The organism is Streptomyces sp. NPDC032091, assembly GCF_055580265.1.
In genome coordinates this window covers 112,277-130,326 of record NZ_JBVILR010000024.1, presented here as the reverse complement: position 1 = coordinate 130,326, position 18,050 = coordinate 112,277, and the positions used below count along the sequence as shown (strand labels likewise).

16 protein-coding genes are annotated in these 18,050 nt (G+C 72.8%); 9 read left to right on the top strand and 7 right to left on the bottom strand.

Annotated elements, in window-relative coordinates:
• Positions 1-163: 163 nt before the first annotated feature.
• Positions 164-970, bottom strand: a complete 807-nt coding sequence (locus tag ACZ5NJ_RS31085; protein ID WP_468769164.1) for an HAD family hydrolase — start codon at positions 968-970, stop codon at positions 164-166.
• A 160-nt stretch (positions 971-1,130) separates the two neighbouring features.
• Here ACZ5NJ_RS31085 and fahA point away from each other — a divergent pair, with 160 nt between their 5' ends.
• From fahA to ACZ5NJ_RS31040, 9 genes are all read left to right on the top strand, one after another.
• Positions 1,131-2,357, top strand: a complete 1,227-nt coding sequence (gene fahA / locus ACZ5NJ_RS31080; RefSeq protein WP_468769162.1) for a fumarylacetoacetase — start codon at positions 1,131-1,133, stop codon at positions 2,355-2,357.
• 139 nt (positions 2,358-2,496) lie between these two features.
• Positions 2,497-3,267 carry a GntR family transcriptional regulator gene (locus ACZ5NJ_RS31075; protein ID WP_468769161.1) on the top strand — a complete coding sequence of 257 codons (771 nt, stop codon included), beginning with the start codon at positions 2,497-2,499 and terminating at the stop codon, positions 3,265-3,267.
• A 41-nt stretch (positions 3,268-3,308) separates the two neighbouring features.
• The gene (locus tag ACZ5NJ_RS31070) at positions 3,309-3,536 is read left to right on the top strand and encodes a 4Fe-4S dicluster domain-containing protein (protein WP_468769159.1); all 228 of its coding nucleotides are present in this window, start codon (positions 3,309-3,311) and stop codon (positions 3,534-3,536) included.
• 14 nt (positions 3,537-3,550) lie between these two features.
• Positions 3,551-4,921, top strand: a complete 1,371-nt coding sequence (locus ACZ5NJ_RS31065; RefSeq protein WP_468769157.1) for an ABC transporter substrate-binding protein — start codon at positions 3,551-3,553, stop codon at positions 4,919-4,921.
• Complete coding sequence (locus ACZ5NJ_RS31060) at positions 4,918-5,847, top strand: ABC transporter permease (protein ID WP_468769155.1); 930 nt, start codon at positions 4,918-4,920, stop codon at positions 5,845-5,847. Before ACZ5NJ_RS31065 ends, ACZ5NJ_RS31060 begins: the two co-directional genes overlap by 4 nt.
• Positions 5,844-6,581, top strand: a complete 738-nt coding sequence (locus tag ACZ5NJ_RS31055) for an ABC transporter ATP-binding protein (protein ID WP_468769153.1) — start codon at positions 5,844-5,846, stop codon at positions 6,579-6,581. The genes ACZ5NJ_RS31060 and ACZ5NJ_RS31055 overlap by 4 nt, the downstream gene beginning before the upstream one ends.
• A gap of 13 nt (positions 6,582-6,594) precedes the next feature.
• Positions 6,595-9,327 carry a fumarate reductase/succinate dehydrogenase flavoprotein subunit gene (locus ACZ5NJ_RS31050; protein WP_468769152.1) on the top strand — a complete coding sequence of 911 codons (2,733 nt, stop codon included), beginning with the start codon at positions 6,595-6,597 and terminating at the stop codon, positions 9,325-9,327.
• Positions 9,328-9,652: 325 nt separating this feature from the next.
• Entirely contained in the window at positions 9,653-10,300 is a 648-nt protein-coding gene (locus ACZ5NJ_RS31045; protein ID WP_468769151.1) for a hypothetical protein, read from the top strand.
• Between the two features lie 112 nt (positions 10,301-10,412).
• Positions 10,413-11,018, top strand: a complete 606-nt coding sequence (locus ACZ5NJ_RS31040) for a hypothetical protein (RefSeq protein WP_468769150.1) — start codon at positions 10,413-10,415, stop codon at positions 11,016-11,018.
• Positions 11,019-11,089: 71 nt separating this feature from the next.
• On the opposite strand, the gene nuoN is transcribed toward ACZ5NJ_RS31040, so the two are convergent.
• The 6 genes from nuoN to nuoI are packed head-to-tail and all read right to left on the bottom strand — an operon-like array spanning position 11,090 to position 18,047.
• Complete coding sequence (gene nuoN / locus ACZ5NJ_RS31035) at positions 11,090-12,718, bottom strand: NADH-quinone oxidoreductase subunit NuoN (RefSeq protein ID WP_468769169.1); 1,629 nt, start codon at positions 12,716-12,718, stop codon at positions 11,090-11,092.
• Positions 12,719-12,741: 23 nt separating this feature from the next.
• On the bottom strand, positions 12,742-14,334 hold the full coding sequence (locus tag ACZ5NJ_RS31030; RefSeq protein ID WP_468769149.1) for an NADH-quinone oxidoreductase subunit M: 1,593 nt from the start codon (positions 14,332-14,334) through the stop codon (positions 12,742-12,744).
• Position 14,335: 1 nt separating this feature from the next.
• Positions 14,336-16,276 (bottom strand): NADH-quinone oxidoreductase subunit L, encoded by a 1,941-nt coding sequence (nuoL, locus tag ACZ5NJ_RS31025; protein WP_468769148.1) that lies wholly within the window; start codon positions 16,274-16,276, stop codon positions 14,336-14,338.
• A 12-nt stretch (positions 16,277-16,288) separates the two neighbouring features.
• Positions 16,289-16,588, bottom strand: coding sequence for an NADH-quinone oxidoreductase subunit NuoK (nuoK, locus tag ACZ5NJ_RS31020; protein WP_045946785.1), 300 nt, complete (start codon positions 16,586-16,588; stop codon positions 16,289-16,291).
• Positions 16,585-17,406 (bottom strand): NADH-quinone oxidoreductase subunit J, encoded by an 822-nt coding sequence (locus tag ACZ5NJ_RS31015; RefSeq protein ID WP_468769147.1) that lies wholly within the window; start codon positions 17,404-17,406, stop codon positions 16,585-16,587. The genes nuoK and ACZ5NJ_RS31015 overlap by 4 nt, the downstream gene beginning before the upstream one ends.
• On the bottom strand, positions 17,403-18,047 hold the full coding sequence (gene nuoI / locus ACZ5NJ_RS31010) for an NADH-quinone oxidoreductase subunit NuoI (protein WP_468769146.1): 645 nt from the start codon (positions 18,045-18,047) through the stop codon (positions 17,403-17,405). The genes ACZ5NJ_RS31015 and nuoI overlap by 4 nt, the downstream gene beginning before the upstream one ends.
• Positions 18,048-18,050 lie beyond the last annotated feature (3 nt).

The following is an 18,050-nucleotide window of genomic DNA, read 5'->3' as shown; positions in this document are numbered from 1 at the left end:
TCAAGGGTGGCCGAAGGCCATCGCGCAGCGACGCGACGAAGGAGCGCCCTTGACAGGCCGGCCCGACACGGAAGGACGATGAGACTGACGGGAAACCCCCAACCCCTCCCTGAGACCGCCCCGCCGGGACCCCGCCCTCCCCCGACCCCGCCCAGCCCCCACCTCACCCGTACAGCCGCTCCAGGACCACCGCGATGCCGTCCGCCTCGTTCGACAGGGTCACTTCGTCCGCCACGGCGACCAGTTCGCGGTGGGCGTTCGCCATCGCCACGCCGTGGGCCGCCCAGGCGAACATCGGGACGTCGTTCGGCATGTCGCCGAAGGCGATCGTCGACGACGCCGCCACCCCCAGGGCCTCCGCCGCGCGGGCCAGTCCGCTGGCCTTGTCGATGCCCGGCGGCTGGAGTTCCACCGTGTGCTCCCCCGCCATCGTGACGTTCACCAGGTCGCCCACCACCGACCGGGCCACCCGCGTCAGCTCGTCGTCGTCCAGCCGCGGGTGCTGGAGCAGGACCTTCGTGATCGGGGCCGACCACAGGTCGCCCCTCCTCGGCACGCGGACCGTCGGGAGGTGCGGGTGCCACATCCGGTAGCCGGGCCCTATCAGCATCTCGGCGTCCAGACCCTCCTGGTTGACCGCCGTGTACACCTCACCGATCTCCGCCTCGATCTTGCCGAGGGCCACCTCGGCCAACCCCCGGTCCATCGAGACGGAGTGCAGCAGCTCGCCGCGCGCCGCGTCGTACACCTGGGCGCCCTGCCCGCACACCGCGAGCCCCGTATACCCAAGGTCGTCCAGGACGTGACGGATCTGGGGGACCGGGCGGCCGGTGACGACGATGTGGCGGGCGCCGGCCGCGCGCGCCGTCGCGAGTGCCGTGCACGAGCGGGCGGAGACGGTGTCACCGGCGCGCAGCAGAGTCCCGTCCAGGTCGGTGGCGATCAAGGCATAGGGGAGGGCGGAAGTCACGGCGCCAAGGATACGGACCCCCTTGGACAAGTCCTACAAATAGCGCCCGAATCCGGCCTCCCACAGACCCCACCCGCCACGTAACGTGTCAACCAGCCCCCAGGACCCCCAGGCCACCCCGGGACACCCCCGGGCCGCGTCGAAAGCGAGGCAGTACCCCATGCCGCAGCAGAGCCCCCTCGATGTCCCCGAGGGCGACCCGTTCGGGCCGCACAACCTCCCGTACGGCGTCTTCTCCACCCCGGAGGAGCCGCAGCGCCGCCGGGTCGGTGTGCGGATCGGCGGGTACGTGCTCGACGCGGGGGCCGTGGCCGTCGCGCTCGGGTCCCCGTACGCCGGGCTCCTCGCCCAGGGCTCGCTGAACCCGCTGCTGGCCGCCGGCCGCACCGCCTGGCGCGACGTGCGCCGCGCGCTGACCGCCTGGGTCACCGACCCGGGTCACCGCGCGACGGTCGAGCCGCACCTGCTGTCGCTGGACGGGGTCGCGCTGCACCTGCCGTACGAGGTCGCCGACTACGTCGACTTCTACGCGAGCGAACACCACGCCACCAACGTCGGCCGCATCTTCCGGCCGGACGGCGACGCTCTCACGCCCAACTGGAAGCACCTGCCGATCGGTTACCACGGCCGCTCGGGCACGATCGTCGTCTCCGGCACGGACGTCGTCCGCCCCTCCGGGCAGCGCAAGGCGCCCGCCGACCCGGCGCCGGTCTTCGGCCCGTCGGTCAAGCTCGACATCGAGGCCGAGGTCGGCTTCGTCGTGGGCACCCCCTCGGAGCTGGGCCGCCCGGTCGCCCTGGGCGACTTCGAGGAGCACGTCTTCGGGCTGTTCCTCCTCAACGACTGGTCGGCGCGCGACATCCAGGCCTGGGAGTACGTGCCGCTCGGCCCCTTCCTCGGCAAGTCCTTCGCGACCTCCGTCTCCGCCTGGGTGACCCCCCTGGAGGCCCTCGACGCGGCCCGTGTCACCCCGCCGGCGCGGGACTTCCCGCTCCTGCCCTACCTGGACGACTCCGGCACCGACCGTCCCGGCGGCTTCGACCTGCACATCACCGTGACGATCAACGGGCAGGAGGTGGCGCGGCCGCCGTTCGCGTCCATGTACTGGACCGCGGCCCAGCAGCTGGCCCACATGACCGTCAACGGCGCCTCCCTGCGCACCGGTGACGTGTTCGGCTCCGGCACCGTCAGCGGCCCGGAGGTCGGCCAGCGCGGCTCGCTGCTGGAGCTCACCTGGAACGGCCGCGACGCGATCGAGCTCGCCGACGGCAAGCGCACGTTCCTGGAGGACGGCGACACGGTCACGCTCACCGCCTGGGCCCCCGGCCCGGACGGCACGCGCGTCGGCCTCGGCGAGGTCACCGGCCGCATCGTGGGCGCCCGCTAGTCCACCAGGTGGGCGGCGGGGTGGCGGATCTTTCCGCCACCCCGCCGAAATCGCAGGTCACGGCCCTGCCACCGAATTCGTGAGTGGCGCAATACCGCTGCAACACCACGCGCCCCGCACCGCCGCTACGTTCCCTGCCATGCCAGCCGAACGGACCTCCCCGCACACCGCCCCGGTCGCCGCCGCGCGCCGCCGGCGACTGCGCGCGGACCAGGCGCGCCAGCTCGCCGACGTGCTGCGCCACCAGATCCTGTCCGGCGGCTACCCCGGCGGGACCCTCCCGCTGGAGGACGTCCTCGCCGCCGACTACGGCGCCGGGCGCAACACCGTCCGCCAGGCCCTCGACCTGCTGCGCGGCGAACGCCTCGTCGAGCGCCGCCCGGGGGTCGGGACCGTCGTCGTCTGCGAGAAGTACCCGCACGGCCTGGACCGGCTCCAGGGCCTGGCCGAGACCCTGCACGAGCACGGCGAGGTCACCAACGAGGTCCGTACGGCGGGCCCCGTCCGCGCCCCCGCCCCCGTCTCCCGCCGCCTGGGCCTGCCCGAGCACGCCGACGTGCTCTACATCGAGCGGCTGCGCCTGCTGAACGGCCTGCCGCTCTCCCTCGACCTCACCTACATCCCCCTGGACATCGGCGCCGGGCTGCCCGACTGCGACCTGGAGCACACCGACGTCTTCCGGCTGCTGGAGCGGCTCAGCGGACAGCCGCTCGGACACGCCGAGATCACCGTGGAGGCCGTCAACGCCGACGCGCACTCCGCCGCCGTCCTCCAGGCCCCGCGCGGGGCCGCCGTGCTGATGCTGGAGCGGCTCACCCACCTCGCCGACGGACGGCCCGTGGACCTGGAGTTCATCCGCTTCCGCGGTGACCGGATCACCATGAGCGGCCTGCTGCGCCGCGCCGTCTGACGCCCCGAGCAGTACCCCTTCCCCCCTTCCCGGAGACAGCCATGCCCGTGGTCCCCCAGCGCGCCGACGTGCCCGTGACCATCGACGAATCCCTGTGCATCGACGGCTGCACCCTCTGCGTCGACATGTGTCCCCTCGACTCCCTCGCCATCCGCGAGAGCGACGGCAAGGCCTACATGCACGTCGACGAGTGCTGGTACTGCGGCCCCTGCGCCGCCCGCTGCCCCACGGGCGCGGTGACCGTCAACATGCCCTATCTGCTCCGGTGAAAGGCCCCCCGTCCATGCGTGTCCCGCTCCGGCGCACGAAGCTCGCGCCCGCGCTCGTCCTGCTCCTCGCCCCCCTCGCCACGGCCTGCGGCGGCGCCGCCTCCGGCGCCGACGGCGGCGCGAAGACGGTCACCGTGACCGTCGGCTACCAGTCCAAGACCATCAACACCGTCACTGCGGGGACCCTGCTGCGCTCCCTCGGCTACTTCGAGGAGGAGCTGGCGGCGCGCGGCAAGCGCGACGGCGTCACGTACAAGGTGGACTGGCAGGACTACGCCACCGGCGCCCCGATCACCGCCCAGATGACCGCCGGGAAGATCGACATCGGCTCGATGGGCGACTTCCCGCTCCTGATCAACGCCGCCCGCGGCAAGGAGCTGGGCCAGCCCACCCATCTGGTCTCGGTGACCGGCTACAACCTGCGCGGCGGCCTCAACACCGTGGTCACCGCACCCGACGCGAAGCTGGAGTCCCTCGCGGACCTGCGCGGCAAGAAGGTGTCCACCAGTGTGGGCTCCGCCGCCGACGGCACCCTCGTACGGGCCCTCCAGCGCGCCGGGATCGACCCGGAGAAGGACATCCAGAAGCTCAACCAGCAGCCCAGTGTGGGCGCTTCGGCCCTCCAGGCCGGCAGCGCGGACGCGCTCTCGCAGTTCGTGGCCTGGCCCGGACAGCTGGCGTTCGAGGGCAAGGCCAAGGCCCTGTACGACGGGGCGGAGCTGAACCTGCCCACCTTCCACGGGGTCACCGTCCGCGAGAAGTTCGCCGCCCTGCGGCCGGGGGTGCTGGACGACTTCCTGCGCGCCCAGCGCCGGGCCACGGACCACCTGCGCACCCGGCCGGTGCCGGCCGCCGAGGCGGTGGCCAAGGCGACCGGTCTGCCGGCGGAGGTGGTCTACCTCTACAACGGGGCGAACGGCATCGCGACCTTCGACCCGGCGCTGCGCCCTGAGCTGATCGGGGCGCTGAAGCAGGACGTGCCCGTGCTGAAGGACGCCAAGCTGGTCGGTGACGTGGACGTGGACGGCTTCGTGGACCCGGAGCCGCTGAAGCGCCTCGCGGCGGCGGGCGGCCCGGGGTACCCGGTCGCGGCGCCCGCCCGGCCGGAGCTGTGGCTCAAGGGGCAGGAGACCACGACGACGTACGACTCCCCGCGCGAGCTGCTCAAGGCGGCGCGCGGGGCGGCGGACGGGGTCCGGGCGGCGTACGTACCGGACGCGGTGACGGGCACCCTGTGGTTCGCCGACCGGGCCGTGTGGGTCGCGGAGGGCGCCGAGCTGCGGGCCTTCGTCACGGCGGCGGGCGCGGCGGCGTACGTCGGGCAGCAGCAGGGCACCGGCGCGCGGCTCGTGAGCTACGCCGAGGCCACCGGTCTCGCCGGATGACCGGCCGCCGGCGGGTGCTGCGGGCGGCTTCGCTCGTGGCGGCGCTGCTGCTGTGGCAGGCGCTGACCTCCCTGGACGTGCACCTGTGGCTGCGGTTCGAGCAGTTCCCGACGGCCGGGGAGGTGGCGGCCGAGCTGGTGCGGCGGGCGGGGACGGGCGTGTACTGGACCGACCTGGCGGACAGCCTGCGCCGGATCGTGACGGGCTTCGCGCTGGCGGCCGCCTTGGGCGTGGCCACCGGAACCGCCGTCGCGCGGTCGCGGCTGGTGTCGGACCTGGTGGGTCCGGTGCTGGAGGTGCTGCGGCCGATCCCGGCGATCGCGCTGGTGCCGGTGGCGATCCTGCTGTTCCCCTCGAACGAGCAGGGCATCGTCTTCATCACCTGCGCGGCGGCCTTCTTCCCGGTGCTGGTCTCCACCCGGCACGCGGTGGCGGCGCTGTCGCCGGTGTGGGAGGAGGCGGTGCTCACCATGGGCGGGGGACGGGGGCGGGTGCTGCTGTCCGTCGTCCTGCCGGGGGCCCTGCCGGGGATCTTCGGGGGGCTGTCGGTGGGGATCGGGGTGTCGTGGATCTGTGTGATCTCGGCGGAGATGATCTCGGGCGAGTACGGGGTCGGGTACCGGACCTGGCAGGACTACACGGTGGTGGACTACCCCGGGGTCTTCGTCGGCATGGCGACGATCGGGGCCCTGGGGTGGCTCACGGCGACGGCGGTCGAACGGCTGGGCATCCGCCTGACCTCCTGGCTCCCCCGGCCGTCCTCCGTCGGGGGGCCGCCGCGCGGAAGCGGTGCGGCCCGGTTCGGCATACCGGCCCGCCCGGCGTCCGAGGGCGGCGGGGTCCGGGGCGAAGGCCCGGCGAACGGAGGAAGGGCGGGGAGGGGACCGGTCCCGCAGGGCGCCGGCAGCGGAGGTACGCAGACATGAGCACCCCCACCACCACCCCGGAGGGGACCGGCGCGGCCCTGGCGCTCCGCGGGGCCCGCCTCGGGCACCCCGCCGGCGGCACGGTCCTCGACGGGGTCGAGCTCGACGTCGAGCCCGGCGAGGTGCTCGCCGTCGTCGGACCCTCCGGCTGCGGGAAGTCGACCCTGCTGCGGACCTTCGCCGGACTGCTCCCGCCCCTGGCCGGCACCGTCGAGCAGGACGGCCGGCCCATCAGCGGCCCCGGCGCCGACCGGGCGCTGGTGTTCCAGGACGACTCCCTGCTGCCCTGGCGCACCGTACGGGCGAACGTCGAACTCCCCCTCCAGATCCGCAAGGTACCCCGCACCGAGCGGCGCCGGACCGCTGCCGAGTGGCTGGGGCGCGTCGGGCTCGAAGGGCACGCGCACAAGCTCCCGCACCAGCTCTCCGGCGGCCAGCGCCAGCGCGTCCAGCTGGCCCGGGCCCTGGCCGGCCGCCCCCGGGCCGTCCTGATGGACGAACCCTTCGGCGCGCTCGACGCCCAGACCCGCGCCGGGATGCAGGACCTGCTGGTGGAGGTGCTGGCCGGCACCGGGGCCACCGTCGTCTTCGTCACCCACGACGTGGACGAGGCCCTCCACCTCGGCGACCGGATCGCCCTGCCCGCCACCGGCGAGGTGCTCCCGGTCCCCGCCCCGCGCGACCGCACCGCCACCCACCCCGAGCTGCGCGAGCGCATCCTCTCCTCCCTCTGAAAGGCAGTACACCGTGGACATCCCCGCGATCGGCGACGCCGAGGAACTCTCCTGCGACGTCCTCGTCATCGGCGGCGGCACCGCCGGCACGATGGCCGCGCTGACCGCCGCCGAGCGCGGGGCCCGGGTCCTGCTGCTGGAGAAGGCGCACGTCCGGCACTCCGGCGCCCTCGCCATGGGCATGGACGGGGTCAACAACGCCGTCATCCCCGGCCGGGCCGAACCGGACGACTACGTCGCCGAGATCACCCGGGCCAACGACGGGATCGTCGACCAGTCCACCGTCCGCCAGACCGCCACCCGCGGCTTCGCGATGGTGCGGCGGCTCGAGTCGTACGGGGTGAAGTTCGAGAAGGACGAGCACGGCGAGTACGCGGTGCGCCAGGTCCACCGCTCGGGCTCGTACGTGCTGCCCATGCCGGAGGGCAAGGACGTCAAGAAGGTCCTCTACCGGCAGCTGCGCCGCCGCGAGATGCGCGAGCGGATCCGCATCGAGAACCGGGTGATGCCGGTACGGGTGCTGACCTCGCCCGAGGACGGCCGGGCGATCGGGGCGGCGGCCTTCCACACCCGTACGGGGGCCTTCGTGACGGTCCGGGCCGGGGCGGTGGTCCTGGCGACCGGCCCCTGCGGCCGGCTCGGGCTGCCGGCGTCCGGGTACCTGTACGGGACGTACGAGAACCCGACCAACGCCGGGGACGGCTACGCCATGGCGTACCACGCGGGCGCGGCGCTGACCGGGATCGAGTGCTTCCAGATCAACCCGCTGATCAAGGACTACAACGGTCCGGCGTGCGCGTACGTCGCGAACCCGTTCGGCGGCTACCAGGTCAACCGGCACGGCGAGCGGTTCGTGGACTCCGACTACTGGTCGGGGCAGATGATGGCGGAGTTCGCGGCCGAACTCGCCTCGGACCGGGGCCCGGTGTACCTCAAGCTGAGCCATCTGCCCGAGGAGTCGGTGGCGGCGCTGGAGTCGATCCTGCACACGACGGAGCGGCCGACGCGCGGCACGTTCCACGCGGGGCGCGGGCACGACTACCGCACGCACGACGTGGAGATGCACATCTCCGAGATCGGGCTGTGCGGCGGGCACTCGGCGTCCGGGGTGCGGGTGGACGACCACGCCCGCACCACCGTGCCCCGGCTGTACGCGGCCGGCGACCTGGCGTCCGTACCGCACAACTACATGATCGGGGCGTTCGTCTTCGGGGACCTGGCCGGGGAGGACGCCGCGCGGTACACGGCGTACCAGGGGGACCTGCCGGCGGACCAGCTGGCGGCGGCGCACGAGTTGGTCTACCGGCCGCTGCGGAACCCGGACGGGCCGCCGCAGCCTCAGGTGGAGTACAAGCTGCGGCGGTTCGTGAACGACTACGTGGCCCCGCCGAAGACGGGCGCGAAGCTGTCGCTGGCGGTGGAGGCGTTCGCCCGGATGGAGGGGGAGATCGCGCAGATGGGGGCGGCGTCGGCGCACGAGCTGATGCGGTGCGCGGAGGTGTCGTTCATCCGGGACTGCGCGGAGATGGCGGCGCGGGCCTCGCTGGCGCGTACGGAGTCCCGCTGGGGGCTCTACCACGAGCGGCTGGACCATCCGGAGCGGGCGGACGCGGACTGGCTGTACCACCTGGACCTGCGCAAGTCGGCTGCGGGGGCGATGGAGTTCACGGCGCGGCCGGTGGAGCCGTACGTGGTCCCGGTACCGGAGTTCGACCCGCCTGGCGGGCCGTCGCGGCCGCTGGGGGAGGTCGGGCTGGTCGGTGTGGCGACGGCGGGCCCGGCGAAGGCGGCGCCGAGGGCGCGGACGCGGGCGGAGCCCGCGACGGCATCGGGTCCGGCCGCGCGCGCGGGTACGGGTACGGGTACGCCGCGGATCCTGGAGCTGCTCGCGCTCGCCGAGGAGGCGCCCGAGCTGGCGGCCCTGCGGGGTTACCTCACCGATCCGGATCCGGCGGTGCGGGCCGCGGCCGTCGCCGCCGTCGGGGAGACCGTGCCCGCCGGGGCGGGGCCCGCGCTGGCCGAGCGGCTGCGGGACGCGGATCCGGGGGTGCGGGCCGCGGCGGCGGGGGCGCTGCGGGAGCTGCTGGAGGTGCTGCCGGGCGATCCGGAACTGGACGCCGGGCTGCGGGAGGCCCTGGCGGCGGACGACCGGGCGGTGCGGGCGGCCGCGCTGGAGGGGCTGCGGGCGCTGCGGCTGGGGGAGGCCGCGCTGTACGCACGGTCGCTGGCCGACCCGGACACCGAGGTACGGGTGCACGCCGTCCGGGCGCTCGTCTCGGTCGACGCCCTCGCGGAGCTGGCGGCGGCCGCCGGGGACGGGGCCCGCGAGGTGCGGGTGGCGGTGGCGAAGGGGCTGGCGGCGGTATCCGGGGAGGGGGCCGGGGTGCGGTCGGCGCTGGGGCCGCTGCTGGGCGACCCGGACCCGCTGGTGCGCGGGGCCGCGCTGGGGGCCCTGGCGGCGACGGGATGCCCGCCCGCGTACGCCGGCACCGCGGCGGCGGCGCTGGCGGACCCCGCCTGGCAGGTCCGCGCGGGGGCGGCGGCCGCGCTGTCGGCGGCGGACGCGGGGGCGGCCGTACCGGCCCTGGCGGCGACCCTGGCCGCCGACCCCGACGCGGACGTCCGCAAGGCGGCGGTCCTGGCCCTCCTGCGCCACACCGACTCCCCGGCGGCCCGGGACGCCCTGGCGGACGCGGTGACGGACCCCGACGCCGACGTCCGCGCCTACGCCGCCCGCGCGGCCTGAAGAAGGCCCCCGCCGGGGGCCGGACCGGTCGGCCCGGCCCCCGGCGGGCAGCGCGCCCGGCACGGGTGCCCGTCGGCACGCCCGGCCGCGTGGGCGGGGGCGTCAAGGCCGTCTCTTCCGGATCTCGCCTGGCCCGCGCCGCCCGGCACCGCACCTCGCCGCCTTGGCGGGGCACCAAGTACGTCCAGTACGGCGGCGCCCCGCCAAGGCGCCGATGCACGGCACCGAACAACGCAGGCTTGACCGGCAAGATCCGAAAGAGACGACCTACCCCGGCCGGGCCCGCTGAGTGGCGGGCCCCGGGCGGGGCGGTGACGCTGCCTGCATGGTCACTCGTACCGGCAGACTCCTTCCCCTCGCCCTCGCGGCCGCCGCCACCCTGGCGGCCGCGCCGTCCGCGCCGGCGGCCGCCGGCGCGCCCAAGCCGCGGCTGACGCCGTCCGCCCAACTGGCCCTGGCCTACCGGGCGACCGCCAAGTACCACCGGCACAGCACCGGCGTCTCCGCCGGGTACGTGCCCGACCGGTACTGCGTCGTGGACCCGAACGGGGGCCCCGGCGCGCTGGGTTACCCGCACTTCAACCACGCCTACGACGGCTCCCTGGACCCGGCGAAGCCCACCGCGCTGCTCTACGAGGGTGACGGCAAGGGCCACTGGAGCCTGGTCGGCCTCGAATGGATGGTCGTCGACAAGGACGGCCGGACGGACACCGACGACGACCGCCCCTCCCTCTTCGGCGAGCCCTTCAAGGGCCCGCTGCCCGCCCGCTACCCGGGGCAGAAGGTGCACTACTCGCTGCACCTGTGGCTGTGGAAGGACAACCCGTCCGGCCGGTTCGAGCCGTTCAACCCGAGCGTCGCCTGCCGCCCGGGGACGACCCGGCCCCGCCCGGCCGCCCCCGTGGCCCCCGCCGTCACCCCGGCCGTCGCCCCCTCCCCCGCGACCCCCGCCCCCGCCGCCACCTCCCCGTAGGGGCGCCCCGTTCGGCGGCGCCCGTTCGGCGGCCCGCCGCGTGCACGGCCCGCGACCCGCCCCGATGGTGGAACGACAGCCCCTCCGGGACCCCAGAACACCAGGAGCTCCCATGCCCGTATCCCGTGGCCTCAAGGCCCTGTCCGCCTGTGCCGTCGCCGGCGCGTCCATCGTCCTGGCCGCCCTCCCGCCGGCGCACGCCGTGGACGGTCCGGCGCCCGACCCGCACGACGCGAAGGCGATGCGCGACATGGCCACGGCCATGGCGGTGACCGCCAAGTACGTGGACGAGCGGGAGGCGATCAAGGACGGGTACCTCCCGCACGGCAAGGAGTGCATGACCAACCCCTTCGGGGTGGGCGCCATGGGCTACCACTACGTCAAGGAGTCCAACTGGGGGTCGACGGACCCGGCCAGGCCGACGGCGCTCCTCTACAGCACGGAGAAGGACCGTCACGGCCGCCGCACGCTCCAGACGGTGGAGTGGATGGTCCGCGACGGGGACCAGGACCTGACGACCAAGGACGACCGGCCGTCGATGTTCGGCCTGCCCTTCGACGGACCCATGCCCGGCCACTGGGAGGGCATGCCCAAGCACTACGACCTGCACATGTGGGGCTACAAGAACAACCCGGCGGGCCGCTTCCACAACTGGAACACCGCCCTGAAGTGCCCCGGCAACCCCGCACCCGACCCGGCGCACTCCCACCACGGTTAGCCCCCCCGGCCCCGGACGCACGAGGGCCCGGCTCCCCCGCAGGGGAGCCGGGCCCTCGGCCCGCGACGGGGTCAGCGCACGAAGGTGCTCGCGTGTCCGGCCAGGTCCAGGAAGTACTGCGGCGCGATGCCCAGCACCAGGGTGACGGCGACGCCCACCGCGATGGTGGTCATCGTCAGCGGCGACGGCACCGCCACCGTCGGCCCGTCGGCCTTCGGCTCGCTGAAGAACATCAGCACGATCACCCGGATGTAGAAGAACGCGGCGATCGCCGACGAGATCACACCGACGACGACCAGCGCCCCGGCCCCGCCCTCCGCGGCCGCCTTGAACACGGCGAACTTCCCGGCGAAGCCGGACGTCAGCGGGATGCCGGCGAAGGCCAGCAGGAACACCGCGAACACGGCCGCGGTGAGCGGCGAACGCCGCCCCAGTCCGGCCCACTTCGACAGGTGGGTGGCCTCGCCGCCCGCGTCGCGCACCAGCGTGACCACGGCGAAGGCGCCGATCGTCACGAAGGAATAGGCGCCCAGGTAGAAGAGGACGGACTTGACGCCTTCCGCCGAGGTGGCGATCACACCGGCCAGGATGAACCCGGCGTGCGCGATCGAGGAGTACGCCAGCAGCCGCTTCACATCGGTCTGGGTCACGGCGATCACCGCACCGGCGAGCATCGTGACGATCGCGACGCCCCACATCACGGGCCGCCAGTCCCAGCGCAGCCCGGGCAGGACCACGTAGAGCAGGCGCAGCAGGGCGCCGAAGGCGGCCACCTTGGTCGCGGCGGCCATGAAGCCGGTCACGGGGGTGGGGGCGCCCTGGTAGACGTCCGGGGTCCACATGTGGAAGGGGACCGCGCCGACCTTGAAGAGCAGGCCCATCAGGATCAGCGCGCCGCCGATCAGCAGGAGCGCGTCGTTGCCCATGGTGGAGGCGAGCGCCGGGTCGACGGTGGCGACGGTGCCGTCGACGACGTCGGCGATCACGGCGTACGAGACGGAGCCCGCGTAGCCGTAGAGCAGGGCGATGCCGAAGAGCAGGAACGCCGAGGAGAAGGCGCCGAGCAGGAAGTACTTGACGGCCGCCTCCTGCGACATCAGCCGCTGGCGGCGGGCGAGGGCGCAGAGCAGGTAGAGCGGGAGGGAGAACACCTCCAGCGCGACGAACAGGGTCAGCAGGTCGTCGGCCGCCGGGAAGATCAGCATCCCGGAGACGGCGAACAGGGCCAGCGGGAACACCTCGGTGGTGGTGAACCCGGCCTTGACGGCGGCCTTCTCGCTGTCGCTGCCCGGTACGGACGCGGCCTGGGCGGCGAAGGAGTCCACCCGGTTGCCGTGCGCCTGCGGGTCGAGGCGGCGCTCGGCGAAGGTGAAGACGGCGACGATCGAGGCCAGCAGGATGGTGCCCTGGAGGAACAGCGCGGGGCCGTCGACGGCGAGGGCGCCCATGGCCGCGATGTGCGCCTTGGTGTTCGCGTACCCGCCGGCGGCGAGGGCGACGACCGCCGCGAAGGCGGAGGCCAGTGCGGCGACGGCGAGGAACACCTGGACGTAGTGGCGGGACCTGCGCGGGACGAAGGCCTCGACGAGGACGCCGAGGACGGCCGCGCCCACCACGATCAGCGTGGGCGCGAGCTGCGCGTACTCGATGTGCGGGGCCGGGATCCTGTCGGCCGGTCCGGTGGCCGCCAGTGTCAGCAGGCCCTGGGCAGCAGTCGCGGTGCTCACTTGACCGCCTCCCCGTTCTTCGCTTCGACGGCCACCTCAGGCTTGGGGTCCGTCTTCTTCACGTCCGACAGCGTGTGCTGCACCGCCGGGTTGACGATGTCGGTGAGCACCTTCGGGTAGACGCCCAGTCCGATCAGCAGCGCGATCAGGGGGGCGACCACCAGCAGCTCCCGCGGGCGCAGGTCCGGCAGGGTGCGGACCTCCTCCCTGACGGGGCCGGTCATGGTCCGCTGGTAGAGGACCAGGGTGTACAGGGCGGCCAGCACGATGCCGAGGGTGGCGATGATCCCGACGACCGGGTACCGGGCGAAGGTGCCGACCAGGACCAGGAACTCGCTGACGAACGGGGCGAGGCCCGGCAGGGACAGGGTGGCGAGGCCGCCGATGAGGAAGGTGCCGGCGAGGACCGGGGCCACCTTCTGGACGCCGCCGTAGTCGGCGATGAGGCGGGAGCCGCGCCGGGAGATCAGGAAGCCGGCGACGAGCATCAGCGCCGCCGTGGAGATCCCGTGGTTGACCATGTAGAGCGTCGCGCCGGACTGGCCCTGGGAGGTCATCGCGAAGATGCCCAGGATGATGAAGCCGAAGTGGGAGATCGACGCGTAGGCGACCAGCCGCTTGATGTCCCGCTGTCCGACGGCGAGCAGCGCGCCGTAGACGATGCTGACCAGGGCCAGGACGAGGATCACGGGGGTGGCCCACTTGCTGGCCTCGGGGAAGAGGCCGAGGCAGAAGCGGAGCATCGCGAAGGTGCCGACCTTGTCGACGACCGCGGTGATCAGGACGGCGACCGGGGCGGTGGCCTCGCCCATGGCGTTGGGCAGCCAGGTGTGCAGCGGCCACAGCGGGGCCTTCACCGCGAAGGCGAAGAAGAAGCCGAGGAAGAGCAGCCGCTCGGTGTTGGTCGCCATGTCGAGGGTGCCGGCGGCGCGTGCGGCGGTGATCTCCTGGAGGGAGAAGTTCCCGGCGACCACGTACAGACCGATGACGGCGGCCAGCATGATGAGGCCGCCGACCAGGTTGTAGAGGAGGAACTTGACCGCGGCGTAGGAGCGCTGGGCGGCGGCGTTCTCGTCGCTGCCGGAGTGTGCCCGGTCGCCGAAGCCGCCGATGAGGAAGTACATCGGGATGAGCATGGCTTCGAAGAAGATGTAGAAGAGGAAGACGTCGGTGGCCTCGAAGGAGATCACCACCATCGCCTCGACCAGCAGGATCAGGGCGAAGAAGCCCTGGGTCGGCCGCCAGCGGGACGAGTTCGTCTCCAGGGGGTCGGCGTCGTTCCAGCCGGCCCCGATCACGAAGGGGATCAGCAGGGCGGTGAGCGCGATGAGCGCCACCCCGATGCCGTCCACGCCCAGTTCGTAGCGGACGCCGAAGTCGGCGATCCAGGCGTGGGATTCGGTGAGCTGGTAGCGGGCGCCGCCGGGCTCGAAGCGGACCGCGACGAGCACGGCCAGGGCGAGCGTCGCCAGGGAGAACAGCAGCGCGAGCCATTTGGCGGCGGTGCGCTGCTTGGCCGGGACGGCGGCGGTGAGGACCGCGCCGGCCGCGGGGAGCGCGGCCGTCACCGTCAGAAGCGGGAAAGTCATGTCACACCGCCCTCATCAGCAGGGTCGCGGCGATGAGGATCGCCGTGCCCCCGAACATCGAGACCGCGTAGCTGCGGGCGTAGCCGTTCTGCAGCTTGCGCAGCCGGCCCGAGAGCCCGCCGACCGAGGCGGCCGTCCCGTTGACCACTCCGTCGACCAGGCTGTGGTCGACGTACACGAGCGAGCGGGTCAGGTGCTCTCCGCCGCGCACGAGGACGACGTGGTTGAAGTCGTCCTGGAACAGGTCCCGGCGGGCCGCCCGGGTGAGGAACGAGCCGCGCGGGGCGGTGACCGGGACGGGCTTCCTGCCGTACATCGACCAGGCGATGGCGACGCCGACGACGAGGACCACCATCGTGGACAGGGTGACCGTCAGGGCGCCGATCGGCGGGTTGCCGTGCTCGTGTCCGGTGACCGGCTCCAGCCACTTCAGGAAGCGGTCGCCGATCCCGAAGAAGCCTCCCGCGAAGACCGAGCCGAAGGCCAGCACGATCATCGGGATGGTCATGGACTTCGGGGACTCGTGCGGGTGGGGCATCCGTCCGGCGTGGTGTTCGGCGGCCGGCTCGGCGCTGGGCACCTGGTCCGCGTCGGGGGCGGGCTGCCAGCGCTTCTCGCCGAAGAAGGTGAGGAGCATGACGCGGGTCATGTAGAAGGCGGTGATGCCCGCGCCCAGGAGGGCCGCGCCGCCGAGGATCCAGCCCTCGGTGCCGCCCTTCGCGAAGGCCGCCTCGATGATCTTGTCCTTGGAGAAGAAGCCGGACAGGCCGGGGAAGCCGATGATGGCGAGGTAGCCGAGGCCGAAGGTGACGAAGGTGACCGGCATGTACGTGCGCAGGCCGCCGTACTTGCGCATGTCCACCTCGTCGTTCATCCCGTGCATGACGGAACCGGCGCCGAGGAAGAGGCCGGCCTTGAAGAAGCCGTGCGTCACCAGGTGCATGATCGCGAAGACGTAGCCGACGGGGCCGAGGCCCGCGGCGAGGACCATGTAGCCGATCTGCGACATCGTGGACCCCGCGAGGGCCTTCTTGATGTCGTCCTTCGCGCAACCGACGATCGCACCGAACAGCAGCGTGACGGCGCCGACGACGGTGACCACCAGCTGGGCGTCGGGCGCCCCGTTGAAGATCGCGCCCGAGCGGACGATCAGGTATACGCCGGCGGTGACCATGGTGGCCGCGTGGATCAGGGCCGAGACCGGGGTCGGGCCCTCCATCGCGTCACCGAGCCAGGACTGGAGCGGCACCTGGGCCGACTTGCCGCAGGCGGCCAGGAGCAGCATCAGGCCGATCGCCGTCAGCGTGCCCTCCGAGGTCTTGTTCACGCTCGCGAGGACCGGCCCGAAGGCGAAGGTCCCGAAGGTGGTGAACATCAGCATGATGGCGATCGACAGGCCCATGTCGCCGACCCGGTTGACCAGGAAGGCCTTCTTCGCGGCGGTGGCCGCGCTGGGCTTGTGCTGCCAGAACCCGATCAGGAGGTACGAGGCGAGGCCGACGCCCTCCCAGCCGAAGTAGAGCAGCAGGTAGTTGTCGGCGAGGACGAGCAGCAGCATCGCCGCGACGAACAGGTTGAGGTAGCCGAAGAAGCGGCGGCGGCGCTCGTCGTGCTCCATGTACCCGATCGAGTACACGTGGATGAGCGTGCCCACCCCGGAGATCAGCAGGACGAAGGTCATCGACAGCTGGTCGAGCTGGAAGGCGAGGTCCGCCTGGAAGCCCTCCACCGGCACCCAGCTGAACAGGTGCTGGTGCAGGGTGCGGTCCTCGGCGCCGCGCCCCAGCATGCCGGCGAAGAGGACCACGCCGATGCCGAAGGAGACCGCGGCGAGCAGGGTCCCGAGCCAGTGGCCCGCCTTGTCGAGGCGCCGGCCGCCGCACAGCAGCACCGCCGCCCCGAGCAGGGGCGCGCCGACCAGCAGCGCAATCAGATTCTCCACGGTGAAGGCCCCTTACAGCTTCATCAGGCTGGCGTCGTCGACCGAGGCCGAGTGGCGGGTACGGAACAGCGACACGATGATCGCGAGGCCCACCACGACCTCCGCGGCGGCGACGACCATCGTGAAGAACGCGATGATCTGGCCGTCGAGGTTGCCGTGCATCCGGGAGAAGGCCACGAACGCCAGGTTGCAGGCGTTGAGCATCAGCTCGACGCACATGAACAGGACGATGGCGTTGCGCCGGATGAGGACGCCGGCCGCGCCGATGGTGAACAGCAGGGCGGCCAGGTACAGGTAGTTGACCGGATTCACTTCGAGGCCTCCTCTCGGGAGTCGCGGCCGAGGCGCTCCGCGGAGCGCTGCTCCAGCGCCTTGAGGTCGTCCAGGGCCTCGGTGGACACGTCGCGGATCTGGCCGCGGGCGCGCAGCGTCTTGCTGACGGTCAGCTCGGACGGGGTGCCGTCGGGGAGCAGGCCGGCGATGTCCACGGCGTTGTGCCGGGCGTAGACGCCGGGGGCCGGCAGCGGCGGGACCTGGACGCCCTCGCGCACGCGCCTCTCGGAGAGTTCGCGCTGGGTGGCGGCCCGCTCGGTGCGCTCGCGGTGGGTGAGGACCATCGCGCCGACGGCCGCCGTGATCAGCAGGGCGCCGGTGATCTCGAAGGCGAAGATGTAGCGGGTGAAGATCAGCTGGGCCAGGCCCTCGACGTGGCCCGCGGAGTTGACCCGGCCGAGGCCGTTGAAGTGGGTCAGCTTCGCGTTGGCGAGGCCGGCGATCAGCAGGATGCCGAAGCCGAGCCCGCACAGGGCGGCCAGCCAGCGCTGGCCCTTGATGGTCTCCTTCAGGGAGTCCGCCGCCGTGACGCCGACGAGCATGACCACGAAGAGGAACAGCATCATGATGGCGCCGGTGTAGACGACGACCTGGACCACGCCCAGGAAGTACGCCCCGTTGGCGAGGTAGAACACCGCGAGGACGATCATCGTCCCGGCCAGGCACAGGGCGCTGTGCACGGCCTTCTTCATCAGGATCGTGCAGAGCGCGCCGATGACGGCGACGGTGCCCAGCACCCAGAACTGGAGGGCCTCGCCGGTGGAGGTCGTGGTGGCGGCGGCCGCGAAGGCGTTCATGCTCCGACCCCCTCGGCCGGAGCACCGTTCTGCGCGCCGTTCTCCGCGCCGGTCCCGCTGCCGCTCGCGGCCGGGACCTCGCCCTTGGAGACGGCCACCTGCCGCTCGGTGCCGGGCGCGGCGCCCGTCACCAGGCCGCGGTAGTAGTCCTGCTCGTCCATGCCCGGGAAGATCGAGTGCGGGCTGTCGACCATGCCCTCGGTCAGCCCGGCGAGCAGCTGCTCCTTGGTGTAGATCAGCGACTCGCGGCTGGCGTCGGCCAGTTCGAACTCGTTCGTCATCGTCAGCGCCCGGGTCGGGCAGGCCTCGATGCACAGCCCGCACAGGATGCAGCGGGCGTAGTTGATCTGGTAGACCCGCCCGTACCGCTCACCCGGGGAGTAGCGCTCCTCCTCGGTGTTGTCCGCGCCCTCCACGTAGATCGCGTCGGCGGGACAGGCCCAGGCGCACAGTTCGCACCCGATGCACTTCTCCAGACCGTCGGGGTGCCGGTTGAGCTGGTGCCTTCCGTGGAAGCGCGGAGCGGTGGTCTTCTCCTGCTCCGGGTACTGCTCGGTGAGGCGCTTCTTGAACATGGCCTTGAAGGTCACGCCGAAGCCGGCCACCGGGTTCTGCCACTTTTCGGACTTCTCGTCAGACACGTC

Bases quoted from the DNA above. Each gene is read 5' to 3' on its own strand.
- ACZ5NJ_RS31070 (WP_468769159.1), top strand. From the start codon at position 3,309: ATGCCCGTGGTCCCCCAGCGCGCCGACGTGCCCGTGACCATCGACGAA.
- ACZ5NJ_RS31065 (WP_468769157.1), top strand. From the start codon at position 3,551: ATGCGTGTCCCGCTCCGGCGCACGAAGCTCGCGCCCGCGCTCGTCCTG.
- ACZ5NJ_RS31060 (WP_468769155.1), top strand. From the start codon at position 4,918: ATGACCGGCCGCCGGCGGGTGCTGCGGGCGGCTTCGCTCGTGGCGGCG.
- ACZ5NJ_RS31045 (WP_468769151.1), top strand. From the start codon at position 9,653: ATGGTCACTCGTACCGGCAGACTCCTTCCCCTCGCCCTCGCGGCCGCC.
- fahA (WP_468769162.1), top strand. From the start codon at position 1,131: ATGCCGCAGCAGAGCCCCCTCGATGTCCCCGAGGGCGACCCGTTCGGG.
- ACZ5NJ_RS31040 (WP_468769150.1), top strand. From the start codon at position 10,413: ATGCCCGTATCCCGTGGCCTCAAGGCCCTGTCCGCCTGTGCCGTCGCC.
- ACZ5NJ_RS31030 (WP_468769149.1), bottom strand. From the start codon at position 14,334: ATGACTTTCCCGCTTCTGACGGTGACGGCCGCGCTCCCCGCGGCCGGC.
- ACZ5NJ_RS31075 (WP_468769161.1), top strand. From the start codon at position 2,497: ATGCCAGCCGAACGGACCTCCCCGCACACCGCCCCGGTCGCCGCCGCG.
- ACZ5NJ_RS31015 (WP_468769147.1), bottom strand. From the start codon at position 17,406: ATGAACGCCTTCGCGGCCGCCGCCACCACGACCTCCACCGGCGAGGCC.
- ACZ5NJ_RS31055 (WP_468769153.1), top strand. From the start codon at position 5,844: ATGAGCACCCCCACCACCACCCCGGAGGGGACCGGCGCGGCCCTGGCG.